This is a genomic window from Bradyrhizobium sp. ma5 (assembly GCF_042258955.1).
Taxonomy (GTDB): Bacteria; Pseudomonadota; Alphaproteobacteria; order Rhizobiales; family Xanthobacteraceae; genus Bradyrhizobium.
Genome location: NZ_CP170156.1, coordinates 578,629 through 596,531, shown reverse-complemented (window position 1 = coordinate 596,531; position 17,903 = coordinate 578,629). Strand labels below are relative to the sequence as shown.

Here is a 17,903-nt window from a genome sequence, read left to right as displayed (position 1 = left end):
CTCGGAAAAACAGGTAGGAGACTGACGAGCGACCCGATCCGGACCTCGTTAGGGCTGCTTCCTTCCGGACCTGACCCGGTTGGCGAGTGGCTCGTCCACCGCCAATCTCCCGGTCCCTATTTGGGGCCAAAACCGCCGGAAAGCAAGCGGCCTGACCCCGCTTTGTAAGGCTGGCTTTGTGGGGCTTGTCTGGGAACACGGAAAGGCATTACTTGCCCCTCATGCCCGCCTCCAATTGGTCGCTGCATTCGCAGCTCAACAAAGACACCATCGACATCGGCGACCTGCCGCTGTGCAAGGTGCTCGTCATCAAGGATGCGCATTATCCCTGGCTGCTGCTGGTGCCGCGGCGCGACGGCGCGGTCGAGATCATCGACCTCGACGAGGTCGAGCAGGCGCAGCTGATGACCGAGATCACCCGCGTCTCGCGGGCCCTGAAAGAGGTCACCAAGTGCGACAAGCTGAATGTCGCAGCGCTGGGCAACCTCGTCCCGCAGCTTCACGTCCACATCATCGCGCGCCGAACCAGCGACGCTGCATGGCCGCGTCCCGTTTGGGGCGTGATGCCGCCGCTGGCGCATGACGCCGAGGAAGTGCAGAATTTCATCAGCGCGCTTCGCCGCAAGATCTGGTTGGGTTGAAAATTCAATGTCCGCATCCGATTCATTTCCGCTCGGCCAGCCGGCCTTCGTCACCCATGTGCTCGACCGCGCCGCGCATCTGCGCGGCAATGACGAGAAACTGTTCGCACTGGAGGGCCATCGCGAGGCCCGAGCCTACGTGATCTATCGCGACTCGCTGGTCGTGAAGCAGGAGGATGGCGGGGCGCGCGCCCTGCTCTCGCTGGAGGAGGCCCGCAGCTTCGGCGCCAATCCCGGCACGATTTTCTTAGGACTGCGCGATGCCGCGCCGATCTTCGGCATGGGGATCGCGCCGCAGGCGGCCGAGAAGCTGGTCGGGCGCGGCGACGTCGCGATCACCGAATTGCGCGGCATGGCGATGCAGGGCGTGGTGCCGCCCGAGCAGTTGTCCGCGATCGCGATGGCGAAATCGATGGTGACCTGGCATCAGCGCCACGGCTTCTGCGCGAACTGCGGCACCCGCACGGCGATGAAGGAGGGTGGCTGGAAGCGCGAATGCCCGAGCTGCAAGGCAGAGCACTTTCCGCGCACCGATCCGGTCGTGATCATGCTGGTGACCTCGGGCGACAAGGTGCTGCTCGGCCGCCAGAAGCAGTTCATGCCCGGGATGTATTCCTGCCTCGCCGGCTTCGTCGAGGCCGCAGAGACCATCGAGGACGCGGTCAGGCGCGAGATTTTCGAGGAGTCCGGCATCCGCTGCACCGACGTCAATTATTACATGACGCAGCCCTGGCCCTACCCGTCATCGCTGATGATCGGCTGCACCGCGCGTGCGACCAACGAGGACATCGTGGTCGACCGCACCGAGCTCGAGGATGCACGCTGGTTCGACCATGCGGAGGCGACGCTGATGCTCAAGCGCCAGCATCCCGACGGCCTTGCCGGCCCGCATCCGTTCGCGATTGCTCATCATTTGCTCGGCCGCTGGGTGCACCACCGAAATCCGTTGGACCAATAGCGGGAACCGGACATCGTTCTGCCGATTACATCTGGCACAGGCTGTGCCAGATGACGGAACCATTGCGACGGACCTTTGCATGAATTTTCAAGACGGCGCCTCGAAAGTCCCGCCCCGCATCCTCTGCATCGGCTTGCCGGTGCGCGACCTGACTTTCCGCGTCAATGTTCCGGCGCGCGGCTCCAAGGAAAACGCGACCCATTTCGACGAGATCTGCGGCGGCAACGCGCTGAACGCCGCCATCGGCATCGCCCGGCTGGGCGGCCGCGCCGCGATCTGCGGGCCGATGGGTGATTCGCGGGAGACCTCGAGCCGCTACATCTTCGACAAGATGGCCGAGGAGGGCATCGAGACCAACCATCTGATCCATATGCCGGACCTGGTCACCCCGATCTCGGCGATCATGATCGACGACACCGGCGAGCGCACCATCGTCACTTTCCGCGATCCCGAGCTCTGGAAGGTCAAGCTGCCGCCGACCGAGCTGCTGCTGGAGGATTGCGCGGCGATCCTGACCGAGAGCCGCTGCGCGCCGTTCTGCACCGAGCTGTGCGCCGAGGCCGTCAAGCGCGGCATTCCCGTGGTCGTCGACGTCGACCGCGCGATGTCGATGCGGGAGGGACTGCTGATAGCCTCGTCCCATCTGGTGTTTTCCAGCGAGCCGCTGCAGCAGACCGCCGACGTCACCGACGACGGCCAGGCGCTGCAAAAGCTCGCCAAGCTCACCCCCTCCTTCCTGGCCGGCACCCGCGGCCCGCAGGGCACGATCTGGCTCAATGAGAAGGGCGGGCTGGAGGAGACGGCGGCCTTCCCGGTCCATACCGTCGACACGCTTGGTGCCGGCGACGTCTTCCACGGGGCGTTTGCCCTCGCCATCACCGAGAAGCAGGAGCTGCGGCAGGCGCTCCGCTTTGCCTCGGCTGCCGCAGCGCTGAAATGCACCCGGTTCGGGGGCGCTTATGCCGCACCGCAACGTACTGAAGTTGAAGCGTTTTTGGGTGAACACGCCGACGCCCGGCCGGCCTGACCGACCACGATCCGCTTGATTTGGAAGATTTTTCTCTATATGAGGGAGTTTGAACCTTCATGTGGAACTTTCTTCTATGACCGATGTCGCCATTCAGCTTCATGACAACAACCGCCGCCTCGACGCCATCGATCGCAAGATCCTGACCGTGTTGCAGGAGGATGCCTCGCTCTCCGTCGCCGAAATCGGCGACCGGGTGGGGCTGTCGTCGACGCCGTGCTGGAAGCGCATCCAGCGGCTCGAGGCCGACGGCGTGATCCTGCGCCGCGTCGCGCTGGTCGATCAGAACAAGATCGGGCTCGGAATCTCGGTGTTCGTCTCGGTCGAGAGCGCCGACCATTCGGAAGCCTGGCTGCGCAAATTCGCCGACGCGGTCAGCGCCATGCCTGAAGTGATGGAGTTCTACCGGATGGCCGGCGACGTCGACTACATGCTGCGCGTCGTGGTCGCCGACATGCAGGCCTACGACGTGTTCTACAAGAAGCTGATCTCGGCCGTGCCGCTGAAGAACGTCACCTCGCGCTTCGCGATGGAGAAGATCAAGTCGGTGACGGCGCTGCCGGTGCCCGCGGCGTAAGCGCCGCCTCCGCAACTGTCATCAGCGCCATCTCCCAACCGTCATCGCCCGGCCTGTGCGCAATTGCGCACAAGGACCGGGCGATCCAGTACGCCGCGGCCTCTCGGCTCAATCACGACCGTCTCTGGAATACTGGATCACCCGGTCGAGCCGGGTGATGACAGTGTGATTGCCGCGAGCAGTGCGCTCAGATCTTCTGATTGTATTCGCCGACCTCGGGATGCGTGCGCAGCACCGAATCCATCGCCTCGAACATGTCGCGCATGCGCTGCTCGCTGACCGGGCTTTCGACCACGACCACGAGCTCCGGCTTGTTCGAGGATGCGCGCACCAGGCCCCAGCTGCCGTCCGCGACCGTGACGCGCACGCCGTTGACGGTGACGAGATCGCGGATGGTCTGGCCGGCGACGTGCGCGCCCTGCTGCTGCAGCGTCTCGAAGTGCTTCACCACGGCGTCGGCCACGCCGTATTTCGCCTCGTCGGCGCAATGCGGCGACATGGTCGGCGACGACCAGGTCTTCGGCAGCGCGTCCTTCAGGTCGGCCATCGACTTGCCGGGCGCGCGATCGAGCATCTCGCAGATCGCGATCGCCGACACCAGGCCGTCGTCATAGCCGCGGCCGAACGGCTTGTTGAAGAAGAAGTGGCCGGACTTCTCGAAGCCGGCGAGCGCGCCGAGCTCGTTGGTGCGGCGCTTCATGTAGGAATGCCCGGTCTTCCAGTAGACGGTGTTGGCACCCTGCTTCTGCAAGACGGGATCGGTCACGAACAGCCCGGTCGACTTCACATCGACGACGAACTGCGCGTTGGCGTTGATCGCCGACATGTCGCGCGCCAGCATGACGCCGACCTTGTCGGCAAAGATCTCCTCGCCGGTGTTGTCGACCACGCCGCAGCGGTCGCCGTCACCGTCGAAGCCGAGGCCGACATCGGCCTTGTGCGCCAGCACGGCATCGCGGATCGCGTGCAGCATCTCCATGTCTTCCGGATTCGGATTGTATTTCGGGAAGGTGTGATCGAGCTCGGTGTCGAGCGGGATCACTTCGCAGCCGATCGCTTCCAGCACCTGCGGCGCGAACGCGCCCGCGGTGCCGTTGCCGCAGGCCGCCACCACCTTCAGCTTGCGCGTCAGCTTCGGCCGGCCGGTGAGGTCCGCGATGTAGCGCGCCGGATAGTTTTCATGGAATTGATAGGAGCCGCCGACCTTGTTGTTGAACGCGGCGTTGAGCACGATCTCCTTCAGCCGCGTCATCTCGTCGGGGCCGAAAGTGAGCGGACGGTTGGCGCCCATCTTGACGCCGGTCCAGCCATTGTCGTTATGCGAGGCGGTGACCATCGCGACACAGGGCACGTCGAGATCGAACTGCGCGAAATAGGCCATCGGCGTCACCGCGAGCCCGATGTCATGCACCTTGCAGCCGGCCGCCATCAGGCCCGAGATCAGCGCGTATTTGATCGAGGCGGAATAACCGCGGAAATCGTGACCGGTGACGATCTCCTGTTTGACGCCGAGCTCGGCGATCAGCGCGCCGAGCCCCATGCCCAGCGCCTGCACGCCCATCAAATTGATCTCCTTGTTGAACAGCCAGCGCGCGTCGTATTCGCGAAACCCGGTCGGCTTCACCATCGGCTCGGATTCGAACGCGTAGGTATTCGGAATCAGTGCGGGTTTCGGCTTGGGAAACATCAGGAATGGCCTCGTGGAAATGCGGAGGGACTATGCCGCTGGCTTTAGCGAATGCATCGCCGCAGCGGAAGGCAGGATTGACAGCTTGTGGCCAATAATTAAGGCAGATTTGGCGTCGGCGAAATACCGTCGTCATCCACCCATCCTTGCGCGGCGGCGCAACACGCCGCGCTGTTGCGCCCGACGAGTTGCTTGACCGCTCATCGCTCCGACCCAGCATGGTTTCTGCAGGGTTGGCGCCAGGCAAGGACAGGCATTGCCGTGCGGTTGTGATTTCAGCCGCGCCCGGCGCTTTGCAATCTGCGCGTCGAATAGTTGACACGTCGGGCAACTCACCGGTACATTTTCATCGTCGCAACAATTGAGCCCGCACCGGAAAATCCGCAGCGGGCTTTTTGAATCGGACAGGCCGCTGTCGGCCAATCCACTGCCGAGCGCGCCGCAATTGGCCACCGCAGCGAACCGAACTGGCTAACAGCCAGGGCCGCCCCGCCGACAGGCGGGCGCCCGGCGAGCACGATGGCAAGCCGAGCCGGAAGCGACACTTCCGCACCCTCGCGCAAGCCATCACTCAAGCACTTGCCTTCAACACATAAAGCCAACCCAGCCTTCTCCGCGAGGTGCGGTCACGCACGCACGCGCCCGAAGGCGTGCGCAATATCTACAGGTGATGATCAATGCCCAATTACTCTCTGGTGCCGGTGGACCATCAGCCGGATTTCGATGACTACTCGCTCGTTCCCGTTGACCACGATCCGTTCGCCGCGGATAGCGTAATTCAACAGGCACAGATTCAACAGCCACCGACACCAACTCAACTAGCGCAGCAGCCACAGCCGCAACCCCAACAGCAACAGCCTTCGACCGGAGCCGGTCAGCCCGGCGTCAACGGGCCGGCGACTGGCAACAGCTCTAGCGGATCGGGTGGCATCGCCGGCATCAAGCGCTTTGGCGGCGCCGAAGGTGGCGACTAGCCTAGCCGCAATGCGGGGATCGGGTTCGAAAGCGCGGAGCGCGCATGGGATGCTGCCCGTAAGGAAATGCTAGATCTTGGTGCCCAACATTACCCGGAAGAGACCAAGAGCAGGGGTTTTGTCCCCGAACTGGGCGTGGAAATTCATAAGCGCGGCGGACTATATTACTTCGATCAGATCGCGCGCGGATTCCAAGACGGAGCGCTAGGCGGTGGTGTGGGGTTTGGCGATAGCGGTGCGGTGGCATGGGCACATGCACTGGGATAATCAGCTCGAGAGCGATGGAGATCGAGACAATGCGAAGGCTTATTCCCAGAAAACTCCAGATTATCGAGCGTGGGTTGGATCTTGGGATGGGAGCTATTTGTATTGGCATGACGGCAAGCCAACGGGGTCGAGAATGCCTGATTGGAATCGATACAAATATTGAGTGATGACGATGAAAATGTTCGCGCTCGCGGGAGCCTTATGCCTTCTCCTCTCCAGTTCAACGGTATGCAAAGCAAACTCCGGCCCCTGGTGTAAGCCGGATGTCGTGACTTTGACCTTCAAAAATCAACAAGGCGGGGATCTTGCGAAGATCGAACTTCGCACCCTCAAGGCAGTTTGCGACCGAGACCCGGAAAAGAAGGGGTTTGGGGCAGGCTTGGAACGGTCGATGCGCATTGAACACAATGGGCAATGGACCGATGTGCCGAAAGAGTGCCTATCCGTTTTTCCTTTTGGGGAAGATGAGGTGTCGCTATCGGGCGACGATGCCGGCCTGGGCATAGCTATTATTGGGAGACCGACGGAGAAAGGCGAGCGTTTAAAAGTCTCGATATTTAAGCTGCATGATGAGATTTTATGTTCTGAGGTAGTGCGCTGCCCAAATGTCGACGATCCGCCCGACTATATTAGAGAGTGCGCTAGGGACTTACGGTGAGATCGCCGGGAGGCCGGCTCGACACTCTGCGCAAGCGCTTCAGGTCCGATGTTGCCCGCGAACGTCTGGCGGAAAGGTATCCGACCAATGACCTATCTCAAGGTGAAGCGGATTCACGCGTTACCCCACCGACCAGTCCTTATCTACAGTGAGTTGGATCACGAACATTGGGAGCTCCGTAAGGTTGAAATCTTTCCCGACGGAAGGATCGGGTATGCCGATGCCGAAGTTGAGGTCGGGGACACGGGCCTGGGTCAGATGCCATTGCCGTCCGTTGAGGAGATCGCTGCCGATCCCGAGTTCGAGCCGGAAGTGATATCAAAGGCCGAGTTCGAAAAGATCTGGGCAATGGCGACGGCGTAAACGGGTTTCGCTACTGCACGGCACGATCCGCATGCACGGCCAACAGATCAGGATGGTGCGGCTTCGCAATGCCGCCGGCATTTAGCGAATGCACCGCCGCAGCAGTGGACGTGGACCGAATTCTTCCGATCTGGGGATATGGTCCGCATCACAGGCGAAGACATTGAGAGGCCTCATGAAGCTTCTGAAGACCGGGATACTCGCACTTTCGCTAACCGTGATATCGGCCGTTGGGTTCGCTGCGGATTACGAGTTTTCCGCTGAGTTTGCGACTGTGGAGACTGGGGTAAACCATTATGCTATCGAACGCCTCGACCACAAGAACCAGAAGCGTCATCATTGCACCGCAGTCCTCGACGCCGAGACCAAGCAACTGACCGGTCAATGCACCGAGAGGCCCGGCTTTCCAGAGAAACCAACCGACAAAGGACCTAACGTACAGGGAGGGATTTCAAACATTTTTGGCGGATTGCCAGTGTTAGGCTCTTGGAAGATCGATCAGACTACCGGGAAAACTGAGTTCTGTATTTCAGACCCCGCTCAGTGCGTGGAGGTAACTCCGCAATAGAGATTTACGGTGAGTCCGCCGGGAGACCGGCTCGACACTCCGCGCAAGCGCTTCAGGTCCGATGTTGCCCGCGAACGTCTGGCGCCAATGCCGCGCCGTCGCGAAGATCGACTCGACTACCCTCTCATTCCCAAAATGTGAACAAGCAGCGCCCTGAATTCCCTCGCAGTGCGAAAGTGCTGCCTATTGCTCCAGCAACAATTTGCCGTTGGCGTATTCGAAGCGCTTCAGCTTGGACAGGAAGGACAGGCCGAGCAGGTTTTCCGACAGCGCCTCGTCCGGCAGCACCAGCGCATCGACGTCGCGCACGGTGAGGCCGCCGATCTCGATCATGGCGAGGTGGGCCCGCGCCGCCTTGATGGTGCCGTTCGCGGTGGTGACGCGCGAGGTGTAATCGCCCGGCACCGGGCGCAGGCCGAAGCGCGCGGCCGAGGTCTCGTTCAGGGCCACCACGGAGGCGCCGGTGTCGATCATGAAGTTGATGCGCTGGCCATCGATCCGGCCGTCGGTCGCGAAGTGACCGCGCGGATCGGGCGCGATGCTGAGCGTGCGGGCGCTGGCCTGCGCCACCGTGAAGGCGGGGGCAACGGTCTGCCTTGCGGTGGTCGCGGCGGCGGGCGCCATCTTGCTGGCCATCTGGGCCATGAAGGTGCCCAGCCCGATCAGGATGGCCGCGAAAATCATCAGGTTACGCATGACACCATACTCGGAAAACCGAACACGCAATTTCACCACGCCCGCCGCCCCGCCGCGAGCGAGGGCGGGCGGGCGCGCCTGCCATTTTGGCGAAAAGGATGAGCGAAGAGTTAATGCGGGCCCGCTCAGGCGGCCGAATATCATCGGCCGCCTCGCCCGGACGGGATTTGCCGCCCCTCAGGCGGTCTTTCAGGCCGTCTTGGCGACCGGGCTCGGCATCGCCACGCGCAGCGCGTAATACACCGCGCCCGCGATCCCGACGCCGAAGAACCAGCCATAGACCGCCCACCACGACGGCAGGATCGAGGTGAAGTTCGGCAGCACCGACGAGAACAGCGCGCCGATAGCGGCTGCGATCAGGGCGCTGACGTTCCAGCCGTTCTGGAAGCGATATTCGCCGTTCTCCTGATACAGCGCCGGCACGTTCACGCGACCTTTGGCGATCAGATAATAATCGACCATCATGATCCCGTAGATCGGCCCCATGGTCGCGCCGATCAGCCCGACGAACGAGGCAGCGCTGCCCTCCCAGGGCGCGAACGGATACAGCGCGAGCGCAATCAGCGCCGCGATGTAGCCGCCCTTCTTGAAGTCGATATGCCGCGGAAACACGTTCGAGAAATCGAACGCCGGCGAGACGAAGTTGGCGACGACGTTGATGCCGAGCGTCGCCACCGCGAAGGTGACCGCTGCGAGCAGCGCCAGGAACCAAGAGTCGAACTTGGCCGAGATCTGGTCGGGATGCAGCAGCACCTCGTGATAGACGTTGAACGCCGCGATCGTGGTGACGCCGGCGACCAGTGAGAACAGGATCAGGTTGACCGGCAGGCCCCAGATATTGCCCTTGCGCAGCGCGTGCACGTCGGGCGCGTAGCGCGAGAAGTCGCAGAAGTTGAGATAGAGCGCGGCGAAATAGGTGATCCAGGTCGCGGCGACAGCGCACAGTGCCGGGAACGAGCCGGGCACTCCGGGCACGCCGGCCTCCCTGGTCTTCTCCAGCAGCACGTCCTGCGGGATCGGCGCGGTGAGCGAGATACCACCGGCCGCGATGCAGAGATAGATCGCAAGGATCAGCATCATCAGCCACACGGCGGGGCCCGCCCAGTCCTGGAAGCGCCGCACCGTCTCCATGCCGCGCTGGATGATCAGGAGTTGCAGCGCCCAGATCACGACGAAGCAGATCACCTCGAGCGTGGAATGGCCGAGCATGTGGCTGGACTGGTGGAACGCCTTGAAGCCGTCGATGCGCGTCAGCAGCGCGACGATCGCGCCCGAGGCCGCCGCGGTCTGCGCGCCGTACCAGAAGCAGGCGACGATGGCACGCACCAGCGCCGGAATGTTGGCGCCCCAGATCCCGAACGAGGCCCGCGCCAGCACCGGATAGGGCACGCCGGTCCTGACGCCGGCATTGCCGATCAGGCTCATCAGCACGAAGATCACCAGCGAGCCGGCGCCGATCGCGATGATGAAGTTGACGAAGCTGCCGCAAAGCAGGAACAGGCTGGCGGCGAGATAATAGCCCCACAGGCTATGCACGTCCGAGGTCCAGACGTTGAAGATGCTGAAGGCGCCCCAATTGCGTTCCTTGGCCGGCGCCAAATCTTCGTTGTACAGCGAAGGCGATGCGTTCTTGATCTCCATAGCGGTGTCCCCCACGCGCGAGCCCGTGATCCCGGCACGCAAATCTAACCACCGTTTGCCGACGCCCGCCAGCGCAACCGATGAAGCATGATCGGGGAAATGGAGACCGGCGCCCTTGTCGCCGCACAACACGCCGTCATCGCCCGGCTCGACCGGGCGATCCAGTATTCCAGAGGCGCTTGTGCTCGAGCCGAGAGGCCGCGGCGTACTGGATCACCCGGTCCCGTCTACGCCAAGGCTTCGACGAGGCTACGATCATCGGCGCGCCGAAGCTTCAGCGAAGGCGGCAAGCCGGGTGATGACAGTCGAGAGTGCTGCAATAGTGGTGGTCCAGTCTAGCTAGCGCAACACGCGAAACGTTTGCGCCGGCATCAAGTGCCGCGCGGTTTCACGCGCCGGGTCGGCATCGCGCTGGCGGGATCTTCCGGCCAGGGATGGCGCGGATAGCGGCCGCGCAGGTCGGAACGCACCGCGGCGTAACTGCCGCGCCAAAAACCCGGCAGGTCGCGCGTCACCTGCACCGGACGCTGCGCCGGCGACAGCAGTTCCAGCACCAGCGGCACCGCGCCCCTGGCGATCGAGGGATGGGTGTTGAGCCCGAACAGCTCCTGCAGCCGCACCGCGATGGTCGGGCCCTGCTCGGCCTCGTAATCGATTGCAAGCTGCGTTCCGGTCGGCGCCTCGAAATGCGTCGGCGCCTCGCGATCAAGCCGCGCCCGCAACTCCCACGGCAACAGCGTCATCAGCGCGTCCGACAGGTCACCGGCGGAGAGATCCTTCAGCGCGGTCTTGTCGTACAGCGCTCCCACCAGCCAGTCGTCGGCGCGCGCGGCGAGTGCCGCGTCCGACAGATCGGGCCAGCTTTCGTCCTCGGCCTTGCGCAGGAACATGATTCGATCGCGCCACTGTTTCGAATGCTTCGACCACGGCAGCCGGTCGAGACCCGCAGCGATCAGGCCGTCGGCGAACACGCGCGCGGTCTCGGCCGATGGCTTGAGCGACATCGGCGCTTCCGACAGCGTGATCGCATGCAGCGAACGCCTGCGGCGCGCGCGCAGCGCCATCGCGCCGCGGTCGAACGTCACCTCTTCCGCGTTTTCGATCTGATCGGCGAAGCGCTGCTCGATCTCCTCCTGGGTAATCGGCGCCGCCAGCAGGATGCGGCCGTTCGCGGCCGTCCCCGTCAGTTCGGCAACCGCGATCATGGGCACCCGCGCCAGCGCCGCGGTCTGCTCCACGGCAGCGCCGCGGCCGTTGGCCAGCACGAAACTGCCATTGCCGCGGCTTTTCGCGACACGGTCCGGAAACGCGAATGCCAGCATGACGCCGGTGGAGAGATCCTTCTGCTCGCTGACCGCAACCTTCACCTGCGAAGCCCAGCGCGCGGCCATGCTGCGCGCGCTCGATGCGCGCTGCGAGCGGTCGCGGCGGAACTGGTCGAGCCTGACGTCGAGATCGACGCTGTCGCCGCCGAGCCCGCGCTCGGTCAACACCGCGGCGATCTCGGCCGCCTCCTCGCCCGCGCCGAAGCGCGCGGAATCCACGATCATGCGCGCCAGCCGCGGCGGCAGCGCCAGCGCGCGCAGGTTCTTGCCCTCCTCGGTGATGCGGCCGTCGTCGTCGAGCGCACCGAGCTCGCCGAGCAGCGATCTCGCTTCCTTCAGCGCCGGTCCGGGCGGCGGATCAAGGAAGGCCAGGCTCGCGGGATCGGTGACCCCCCATTGCGCGAGGTCGAGCACCAGCGAGGACAAATCAGCCGAGAGGATCTCGGGCGCGGTATAGGCCGGGAGCGACGCGGTCTGCGGCTCGTCCCAGAGTCGGTAGCAGACGCCGGGCTCGGTACGACCGGCGCGGCCGCGCCGCTGATCGACCGCGGCGCGCGAGGCCCGCACGGTCTCGAGCCGGGTCAGCGCAATATCAGGCTCGTAGCGCGGCACCCGCGCCAGGCCGCAATCGACCACGATGCGCACGCCCTCGATGGTCAGCGAGGTCTCGGCGATCGAGGTCGCCAGCACCACCTTGCGGATTCCCTTCGGCGCCGGCGCGATGGCGCGATCCTGCACGGCGGCATCGAGCGCGCCGAACAGCGGCACGATCTCGACCGAGGCGTCGTGCACGCGCTCGGCGAGGAACGTCTGGGTGCGACGGATCTCGGCCGCGCCCGGCAGGAAGGCGAGCACCGAGCCGGCATCGGCGCGCAGCGCGGTCGCGATCGTCTCGGCCATCTGCCGCTCGACCGGCGCGTCGACCTTGCGGCCGACGTAACGCGTCTCGACCGGGAAGGCGCGCCCCTCGCTTTGGACAACAGGCGCATCACCGAGCAGTTTTGCGACGCGCGCGCCGTCGAGCGTGGCCGACATCACGAGGATGCGCAGGTCCTCGCGCAGGCCGGTTTGTGCGTCGCGCGCCAGCGCCAGCCCGAGATCGGCATCGAGCGAGCGCTCGTGGAATTCGTCGAACAGCACCGCGGCGACGCCGGTGAGCTCGGGATCGTCGAGGATCTGGCGCGAGAAGATGCCCTCGGTCACGACCTCGACCCGCGTCGCGCGCGACACTTTCGAGCCGAAGCGCACCCGATAGCCGACGGTCTCCCCGGGCCGCTCGCCGAGCGTCTTCGCCATCCGCTCGGCGCTGGCGCGCGCGGCGATGCGGCGCGGCTCCAGCACGATGATCTTCTTGCCCTTGGCCCAGGGCGCATCGAGCAGCGCCAGCGGCACGCGCGTGGTCTTGCCGGCGCCCGGCGGCGCGACCAGCACGGCGGCATTGTGGCGATCGAGCGTGCGGTCGAGCTCATCGAGCACGGCGTCGATCGGCAGCGGGCTATCGAATTGGTGCGGCAAGCGGTCTCATCGCGGCAGCGGCGCTCGGCCGACCTGCCTCCCTGTGGTTAACGAACCCCGGATTCTCTCGGGATTCTATTGGGATTTCCGGGCCTCTTAGACCATTCGCCGATGACAGGGAACCGGAGAAAGGGCCGCCTTCGGCGGCACATCATTTGTATGGGTAAAGGAGAAAGCAACAGATCGGGCCGATGATGAGCCCGATCACGCCGGAACAGGACAAGGATGACCACAAACGGCACACAGGCTGCGGCAGATCGTTCCCTTGATCGATCCCTTGATCGATCACTTGGGAACGCGGCCGCGCGCGTCGATTGGGTCGACTATGCCAAGGGCATCTGCATCATCATGGTCGTGATGATGCATTCGGTGCTGGGGGTCGAGAAGGCCGCCGAGCAGACCGGCTTCATGCATTATGTCGTGATGTTCGCAAAGCCGTTCCGGATGCCGGACTTCTTCCTGATCTCGGGCCTGTTCCTGTCTGTCGTGATCGATCGCGATTGGCGCACCTATCTCGACCGCAAGGTGATGCACTTCGCCTATTTCTATGTGCTGTGGGTGACGATCCAGTTCGGCTTCAAGGCGCCGTCGCTGGCCGCCGAGGCAGGCTGGGCCGCGGTCGGGCTGCAATATCTCGAGGCCTTTATCGAGCCGTTCGGCACGCTGTGGTTCATCTATCTGCTGCCGATCTTCTTCGTCGTCACCAAGCTCACGCGCAACATCCACCCGCTCGCGATCTGGCTGGTCGCGGCGGCGCTGGAGAGCGCGCATGTCGTGACCGGCTGGACCGTGATCGACGAGTTCTGCGCCCGCTTCGTCTACTTCTTCACCGGCTATGTGCTCGCTGCTTACGTGTTCGCGCTGTCGGACCGCGCGCGGGCGCGGCCGGCATTTGCACTGCTCGGGCTCGGGCTTTGGGCGCTCGTCAATGGCGGCCTGGTCGCGCTCGACGTCAGCGAATGGCCCGTGGTCTCGCTGGCGCTCGGCCTCGCCGGTGCCTGCGCGATCATCGTGACCGGCACGCTCTTGGCGCGCGCGCGCTGGCTCGGCTTCCTGCGCTTCTGCGGCGAGCACTCGATCGTGATCTATCTGGCCTTCTTCCTGCCGATGGCTGCAACACGCACCCTTCTGCTCGGGTCCGGCGTCATCCCCGACATCGGCTGGGTCTCGCTGATCGTCACTGCGGTCGGCGTCGCAGGCTCCCTCCTGATCTGGCGGCTGGCGCTGGCGGTCCGGGCCAATTTCCTGTTCGAGCGGCCCGATGCGTTCTGGATTGCCCCGAAAAAGGCAGCACCCGCGCTGCAGGCGGCCGAATAGTGCCGAAAGTCATGGCCCGGATTCGTTCCACCGCAGGCGAATCGGCCCGTTCCAATTTTCCGTACATTGAAATGACTGGCTTTTTGGTCCCGAATGTTTCATCGCCGAGGCCGCGACGAAACAATTCTCCCGGTCACGAAACCATTTTCCGCTTTTCGCGCAGACATCCGGAAACGGGCGCTAACTAACGTTTCTCCCAACGAACCGCCGCCCAACGGCGAACTGGGAGCCTGTCATGCCGAACGTCATCGCCATCAACTCTGCAGCCAAGAAGCACATCGACGCTGCACGCGCGACCTCGGATGAAACGCTGCTCGCGCATATCGCCAAGAATAACCGCACCTCGATGCACACGCTCTATGCCCGTCACAACGTGCGGGTTTACCGCTTCGTGCTCCGCATGGTGCGCGACACCACGATGGCCGAGGACCTGGTGAGCCAGGTGTTCCTCGACGTCTGGCGCACCGCGGCCCAGTTCGAGGGCCGCTCGCAGGTCTCGACCTGGCTGCTGTCGATCGCCCGCTTCAAGGCGCTGACCGCGCTGCGCCAGCGCCGGCATGAGGACATCGACCAGGACGACGTGCTCGAGATCGCCGACGGTGCCGACACGCCGGAAACCTCGCTCGATCGCGCCACCACCAGCGAGATCCTGCGGGCCTGCGTCGCCAAGCTGTCGCCGGCCCACCGCGAGATCATCAATCTGGTCTACTACCATGAGAAGTCGGTCGAGGAGGCCGGCCAGATCATCGGTATCCCGCAGAGCACGGTGAAGACCCGCATGTTCTATGCCCGCAAGCAGCTCGCCGACCTCCTGAGGGGCGCCGGCGTGGACAGCGTTGCGGCCTAAAGCAAAGCAAATTCAATTATTTAGAAGGAGATCAAGCATCCGGATAGTTGTCCACGAAGCCAAAAAAGTTCGGCGACGAAACAATTGAAACAATCGACGACATCACCCGGAAAAACGCGATCTCTATACCGATATCCAACGACGCAACCCCAACCCCAATTCACTGACCCAGGTTTCGATACCTCCTTAAGTTCTAACCTCCCAAGTAACCTCCAACGACCCGGCCGGGATGCCCCCCAGCCGGGTCGCTCTGTTTTTGGCGCGCCGCGGTGCTGCAAGCCCCCGTTGTCCCGGGTCGATTTTTGAGTGTCCTGGTTCGGATTAAACGAACGGAAACGATGGCCCGACCGATGTTCTCCGCAGGATTGCCGAGAAGGCCTATTCATCGTTCTAGGCACATAGATTTCGATTGGACGCCATCTGTTCCTGATCCACAGAACAGAGGAGTTACCGGGGTTCTCCGTGGGTGAACGGAACTCGCACGCCGGGATGTCAATGAACTATAATTTGGCGTTCTATACCCATCACAGATTTTTATGGGCCATATGCAGTTTGTGCCATAGGATTGTCGCCCCTCGTTCTCGGGAGGACATTCAGGTGACAGTCCGTGAACTAATACAGGTGCTCCAAGCGATCCAGGATCAGGACACGACTGTTGTCATCGGAGATGGAGCGCACCCCGAAACCTGGTTGATTGTATCAGGTGCTGTCCCCCGGCGGATCGCGCGCGTGAGTGATGATCACGCGATTGCCGGCAGCGAGCCGGCTATCGAAATCGTCTAGCGGGGTGCCACCGTGATGAGGGCTTTTCCCGTAAGATTACGGGGCGGACGAAAGTGGCACGGACTGCACTGGGCGTGGTTGCACCACTAACATAGCTTAGACCCTCATTGAGGGTGCGTCCTATGTCCGAAGTTCTTTTCCGCGCGGGCATCATCGTATTGGGATTGTGCCCGGTCGCAATAGCTGCAGTTGCCCTATTGATTTGACGAAAGCCCACCTGGCCCGCACGCACCAAACGGGCCGGTAGATGGCCCCAGCACCGGCCCCCATGGCCCCCCAAGGTTGCTGGGGCCGCTCAATAAGCGGCCGCCTCGTTTAGCAGCCGCCAGAAACTGACGATCCTGGAGCGTTCTTTTCCTCAGCGAGTATCCAAAGAAACGGCCCCAGCGCCGGAGAACGCTGAGGCCGTGTCCAAGTGCTGTCCGTTCCAGGCACCGGATCGCTGATCAACCACGCGGCTGCACAGCTGTTCCTAATGCACGCTGTTGTGCATGAGCGCGTAGTCACCCGGACATGCTTTCCCGATTTGCATCGTGTAGCTCGCAACCTGGGCCGCCTATCTCACTCAGCACGGGACAACGGCCCAAAGCTCGTCGCCGGTCGTCTCCGCCACAGAGACGGCCGGCGCGGGTGGATGGGCCAGAGAGAAGAAAAAAGGCCCCGAGCGGGCAAGCCGCCGGGGCCTAGTTTGCACTTTGATTGTCGGGCGCATGCGTGACACACCCCCTAGCGGCAACCACGCGAATGGACCGCATCTGCATGGTACCGGGCATAGTTGCCGCGACAACTCCATGTCCGCGCATAGGGCTATGCTTTAATTCCTGTGACGGGTGCCCGGCCCTCTGCGCGCATGTAAAGAAACGGCCCCAGCGCGTTGGAACGAACGCTGAGGCCGCCTCGCCGCGCCGCTGAGTGGTCTAATCCCCGTCCGTAGCTCGCCTCCTGATAACCGTCAGTCGCGCGCTCACCGCAGCCTCAGTACGCTGCAGCTTTTGGGCGATTTCGCGTTGCGTTAGGCTGGTATCGCGAAGCATCTGCAATAGTCGCTCCTCATCCTCTCGGGACCACGCTGGCACACTGGAACTCCCCAAAATTGTTCCATCGTTGAAATGCCAGCGAGGATTGCAGATTAGGATTTGCCAGTCTGTCCGGTCTTTCCCGGATTGTCCTAATTTGTCGCAGCGAGTGTCCGAATCAGAACAGCACCCGCGCCGCCGTGAGGCTGAGCACGGCTCGTCTCACACGGACGTGACGGCGCCTGCGATTGCCTGGCCGTAACGGCCACGCGGTCGTCGCGAAGAACATCAGGCGTACCCGGCTCGGCCCTCTGGCGCGCCGGGACTTCTGATGGACGGACGACGATGCTCAACCTTGCCCTTGCCCTGCTTGCCGGTATCGCCACCGTCGCCGCTCCTTGCACCCTGCCGATGCTGCCGATCCTGCTTGGGGTATCGATAGGCCAGACCGGCAAGGCGCGGCCCGCGATGATCGCGCTCGGCTTCGTGATGTCATTCTCTGCGGTGGCATTGCTGCTGAGCGCGATCACCCGCGCCTTCGACTTCGATCCCAACCTGTTGCGGACCGGCGCTGCGATCCTGCTCGCGGGCTTCGGCCTGCTGATGATCTGGCCGGCACCATTCGAGTGGCTGGCGATCCGGTTGACCGGCACCGCTGGCAACCTCAGCCAGGGCGCGCCGTCACAGAGCCTGTTCGGCGGCTTCGTGCTCGGTTCGACGCTCGGCCTGGTGTGGACGCCCTGCGCCGGTCCCGTGCTCGGCTCGATCCTGACCATCGTCGCGACCTCGAAGGATACGGCGTGGGCGAGCCTGCAGCTCGTCACCTATGCGATCGGCGCCGCGATCCCGATGCTTGCCATCGCCTATGGCGGGCAGGCCGTGACCACCCGCGTGCGCAGCATGGCGCGGATCGCGCCGCGGCTCCAACAGGGATTTGGCGTCGTGATCATCGGCTTCGCCGCGCTGTCCTACCTGCAATACGACACGCTGATCGTGGCGTGGCTGACCCAGTTCTATCCCAACGGCCAGATTGGCCTGTGAGC

Annotated in this window: 15 protein-coding genes and 1 other RNA gene; 11 read left to right on the top strand and 5 right to left on the bottom strand. The window is 63.5% G+C overall.

From position 1 onward, the window contains the following. Positions 1–13: 13 nt before the first annotated feature. Positions 14–110: signal recognition particle sRNA small type (gene ffs / locus ACE103_RS02710), an RNA gene on the bottom strand. Between the two features lie 111 nt (positions 111–221). On the opposite strand from ffs, the gene ACE103_RS02705 reads away from it, so the two are divergent. The 4 genes from ACE103_RS02705 (at position 222) to ACE103_RS02690 (ending at position 3,203) form a co-directional block, all read left to right on the top strand. Next, entirely contained in the window at positions 222–641 is a 420-nt protein-coding gene (locus ACE103_RS02705; protein WP_050406070.1) for an HIT domain-containing protein, read from the top strand. A 7-nt stretch (positions 642–648) separates the two neighbouring features. Continuing rightward, entirely contained in the window at positions 649–1,599 is a 951-nt protein-coding gene (gene nudC / locus ACE103_RS02700; protein ID WP_375778238.1) for an NAD(+) diphosphatase, read from the top strand. Positions 1,600–1,678: 79 nt separating this feature from the next. After that, the gene (locus ACE103_RS02695) at positions 1,679–2,626 is read left to right on the top strand and encodes a sugar kinase (protein ID WP_375778237.1); all 948 of its coding nucleotides are present in this window, start codon (positions 1,679–1,681) and stop codon (positions 2,624–2,626) included. Positions 2,627–2,702: 76 nt separating this feature from the next. After that, entirely contained in the window at positions 2,703–3,203 is a 501-nt protein-coding gene (locus ACE103_RS02690) for an Lrp/AsnC family transcriptional regulator (protein ID WP_024578797.1), read from the top strand. 187 nt (positions 3,204–3,390) lie between these two features. Here the strand turns inward: ACE103_RS02690 and ACE103_RS02685 are convergent, their stop codons facing one another. Beyond that, the gene (locus tag ACE103_RS02685; RefSeq protein ID WP_375778236.1) at positions 3,391–4,890 is read right to left on the bottom strand and encodes a phosphomannomutase/phosphoglucomutase; all 1,500 of its coding nucleotides are present in this window, start codon (positions 4,888–4,890) and stop codon (positions 3,391–3,393) included. 677 nt (positions 4,891–5,567) lie between these two features. Between ACE103_RS02685 and ACE103_RS02680 the strand changes: the two genes are divergently transcribed. The 4 genes from ACE103_RS02680 to ACE103_RS02665 all read left to right on the top strand — a co-directional run bounded on the left by ACE103_RS02680 (position 5,568) and on the right by ACE103_RS02665 (position 7,720). Next, positions 5,568–5,864: a hypothetical protein gene (locus ACE103_RS02680; protein ID WP_375778235.1), complete on the top strand. Its 297-nt coding sequence runs from the start codon at positions 5,568–5,570 to the stop codon at positions 5,862–5,864. 439 nt (positions 5,865–6,303) lie between these two features. Then, positions 6,304–6,789 carry a hypothetical protein gene (locus tag ACE103_RS02675; protein ID WP_223974740.1) on the top strand — a complete coding sequence of 162 codons (486 nt, stop codon included), beginning with the start codon at positions 6,304–6,306 and terminating at the stop codon, positions 6,787–6,789. An 87-nt stretch (positions 6,790–6,876) separates the two neighbouring features. Further along, entirely contained in the window at positions 6,877–7,152 is a 276-nt protein-coding gene (locus ACE103_RS02670; RefSeq protein ID WP_375778234.1) for a DUF6881 domain-containing protein, read from the top strand. 175 nt (positions 7,153–7,327) lie between these two features. Continuing rightward, positions 7,328–7,720: a hypothetical protein gene (locus ACE103_RS02665; protein WP_375778233.1), complete on the top strand. Its 393-nt coding sequence runs from the start codon at positions 7,328–7,330 to the stop codon at positions 7,718–7,720. A gap of 183 nt (positions 7,721–7,903) precedes the next feature. On the opposite strand, the gene ACE103_RS02660 is transcribed toward ACE103_RS02665, so the two are convergent. The 3 genes from ACE103_RS02660 to hrpB all read right to left on the bottom strand — a co-directional run bounded on the left by ACE103_RS02660 (position 7,904) and on the right by hrpB (position 12,897). Continuing rightward, a complete protein-coding gene (locus ACE103_RS02660; RefSeq protein ID WP_375780989.1) occupies positions 7,904–8,404 on the bottom strand; it encodes a TIGR02281 family clan AA aspartic protease in 501 nt (166 codons plus the stop codon). A 201-nt stretch (positions 8,405–8,605) separates the two neighbouring features. Beyond that, on the bottom strand, positions 8,606–10,057 hold the full coding sequence (locus ACE103_RS02655) for an NCS1 family nucleobase:cation symporter-1 (RefSeq protein ID WP_375778232.1): 1,452 nt from the start codon (positions 10,055–10,057) through the stop codon (positions 8,606–8,608). Positions 10,058–10,428: 371 nt separating this feature from the next. Next, the gene (gene hrpB / locus ACE103_RS02650; protein ID WP_375778231.1) at positions 10,429–12,897 is read right to left on the bottom strand and encodes an ATP-dependent helicase HrpB; all 2,469 of its coding nucleotides are present in this window, start codon (positions 12,895–12,897) and stop codon (positions 10,429–10,431) included. A 225-nt stretch (positions 12,898–13,122) separates the two neighbouring features. Here hrpB and ACE103_RS02645 point away from each other — a divergent pair, with 225 nt between their 5' ends. The 3 genes from ACE103_RS02645 to ACE103_RS02635 all read left to right on the top strand — a co-directional run bounded on the left by ACE103_RS02645 (position 13,123) and on the right by ACE103_RS02635 (position 17,901). Beyond that, complete coding sequence (locus tag ACE103_RS02645) at positions 13,123–14,214, top strand: acyltransferase family protein (protein ID WP_375778230.1); 1,092 nt, start codon at positions 13,123–13,125, stop codon at positions 14,212–14,214. Positions 14,215–14,449: 235 nt separating this feature from the next. Then, positions 14,450–15,061 (top strand): sigma-70 family RNA polymerase sigma factor, encoded by a 612-nt coding sequence (locus ACE103_RS02640; protein WP_092122590.1) that lies wholly within the window; start codon positions 14,450–14,452, stop codon positions 15,059–15,061. A 2,144-nt stretch (positions 15,062–17,205) separates the two neighbouring features. Beyond that, positions 17,206–17,901, top strand: coding sequence for a cytochrome c biogenesis CcdA family protein (locus ACE103_RS02635; protein ID WP_375778229.1), 696 nt, complete (start codon positions 17,206–17,208; stop codon positions 17,899–17,901). Positions 17,902–17,903: the final 2 nt, after the last annotated feature.

What these genes read in the sequence shown, in the direction of transcription:
- ACE103_RS02645 (WP_375778230.1), top strand. Translation starts at nt 13,123, where the DNA reads ATGACCACAAACGGCACACAGGCTGCGGCAGATCGTTCCCTTGATCGA.
- ACE103_RS02660 (WP_375780989.1), bottom strand. Translation starts at nt 8,404, where the DNA reads ATGATTTTCGCGGCCATCCTGATCGGGCTGGGCACCTTCATGGCCCAG.
- ACE103_RS02655 (WP_375778232.1), bottom strand. Translation starts at nt 10,057, where the DNA reads ATGGAGATCAAGAACGCATCGCCTTCGCTGTACAACGAAGATTTGGCG.
- ACE103_RS02635 (WP_375778229.1), top strand. Translation starts at nt 17,206, where the DNA reads ATGCTCAACCTTGCCCTTGCCCTGCTTGCCGGTATCGCCACCGTCGCC.
- ACE103_RS02680 (WP_375778235.1), top strand. Translation starts at nt 5,568, where the DNA reads ATGCCCAATTACTCTCTGGTGCCGGTGGACCATCAGCCGGATTTCGAT.
- ACE103_RS02690 (WP_024578797.1), top strand. Translation starts at nt 2,703, where the DNA reads ATGACCGATGTCGCCATTCAGCTTCATGACAACAACCGCCGCCTCGAC.
- ACE103_RS02705 (WP_050406070.1), top strand. Translation starts at nt 222, where the DNA reads ATGCCCGCCTCCAATTGGTCGCTGCATTCGCAGCTCAACAAAGACACC.
- ACE103_RS02695 (WP_375778237.1), top strand. Translation starts at nt 1,679, where the DNA reads ATGAATTTTCAAGACGGCGCCTCGAAAGTCCCGCCCCGCATCCTCTGC.
- ACE103_RS02675 (WP_223974740.1), top strand. Translation starts at nt 6,304, where the DNA reads ATGAAAATGTTCGCGCTCGCGGGAGCCTTATGCCTTCTCCTCTCCAGT.
- ACE103_RS02640 (WP_092122590.1), top strand. Translation starts at nt 14,450, where the DNA reads ATGCCGAACGTCATCGCCATCAACTCTGCAGCCAAGAAGCACATCGAC.
- ACE103_RS02685 (WP_375778236.1), bottom strand. Translation starts at nt 4,890, where the DNA reads ATGTTTCCCAAGCCGAAACCCGCACTGATTCCGAATACCTACGCGTTC.
- nudC (WP_375778238.1), top strand. Translation starts at nt 649, where the DNA reads ATGTCCGCATCCGATTCATTTCCGCTCGGCCAGCCGGCCTTCGTCACC.
- ACE103_RS02670 (WP_375778234.1), top strand. Translation starts at nt 6,877, where the DNA reads ATGACCTATCTCAAGGTGAAGCGGATTCACGCGTTACCCCACCGACCA.
- ACE103_RS02665 (WP_375778233.1), top strand. Translation starts at nt 7,328, where the DNA reads ATGAAGCTTCTGAAGACCGGGATACTCGCACTTTCGCTAACCGTGATA.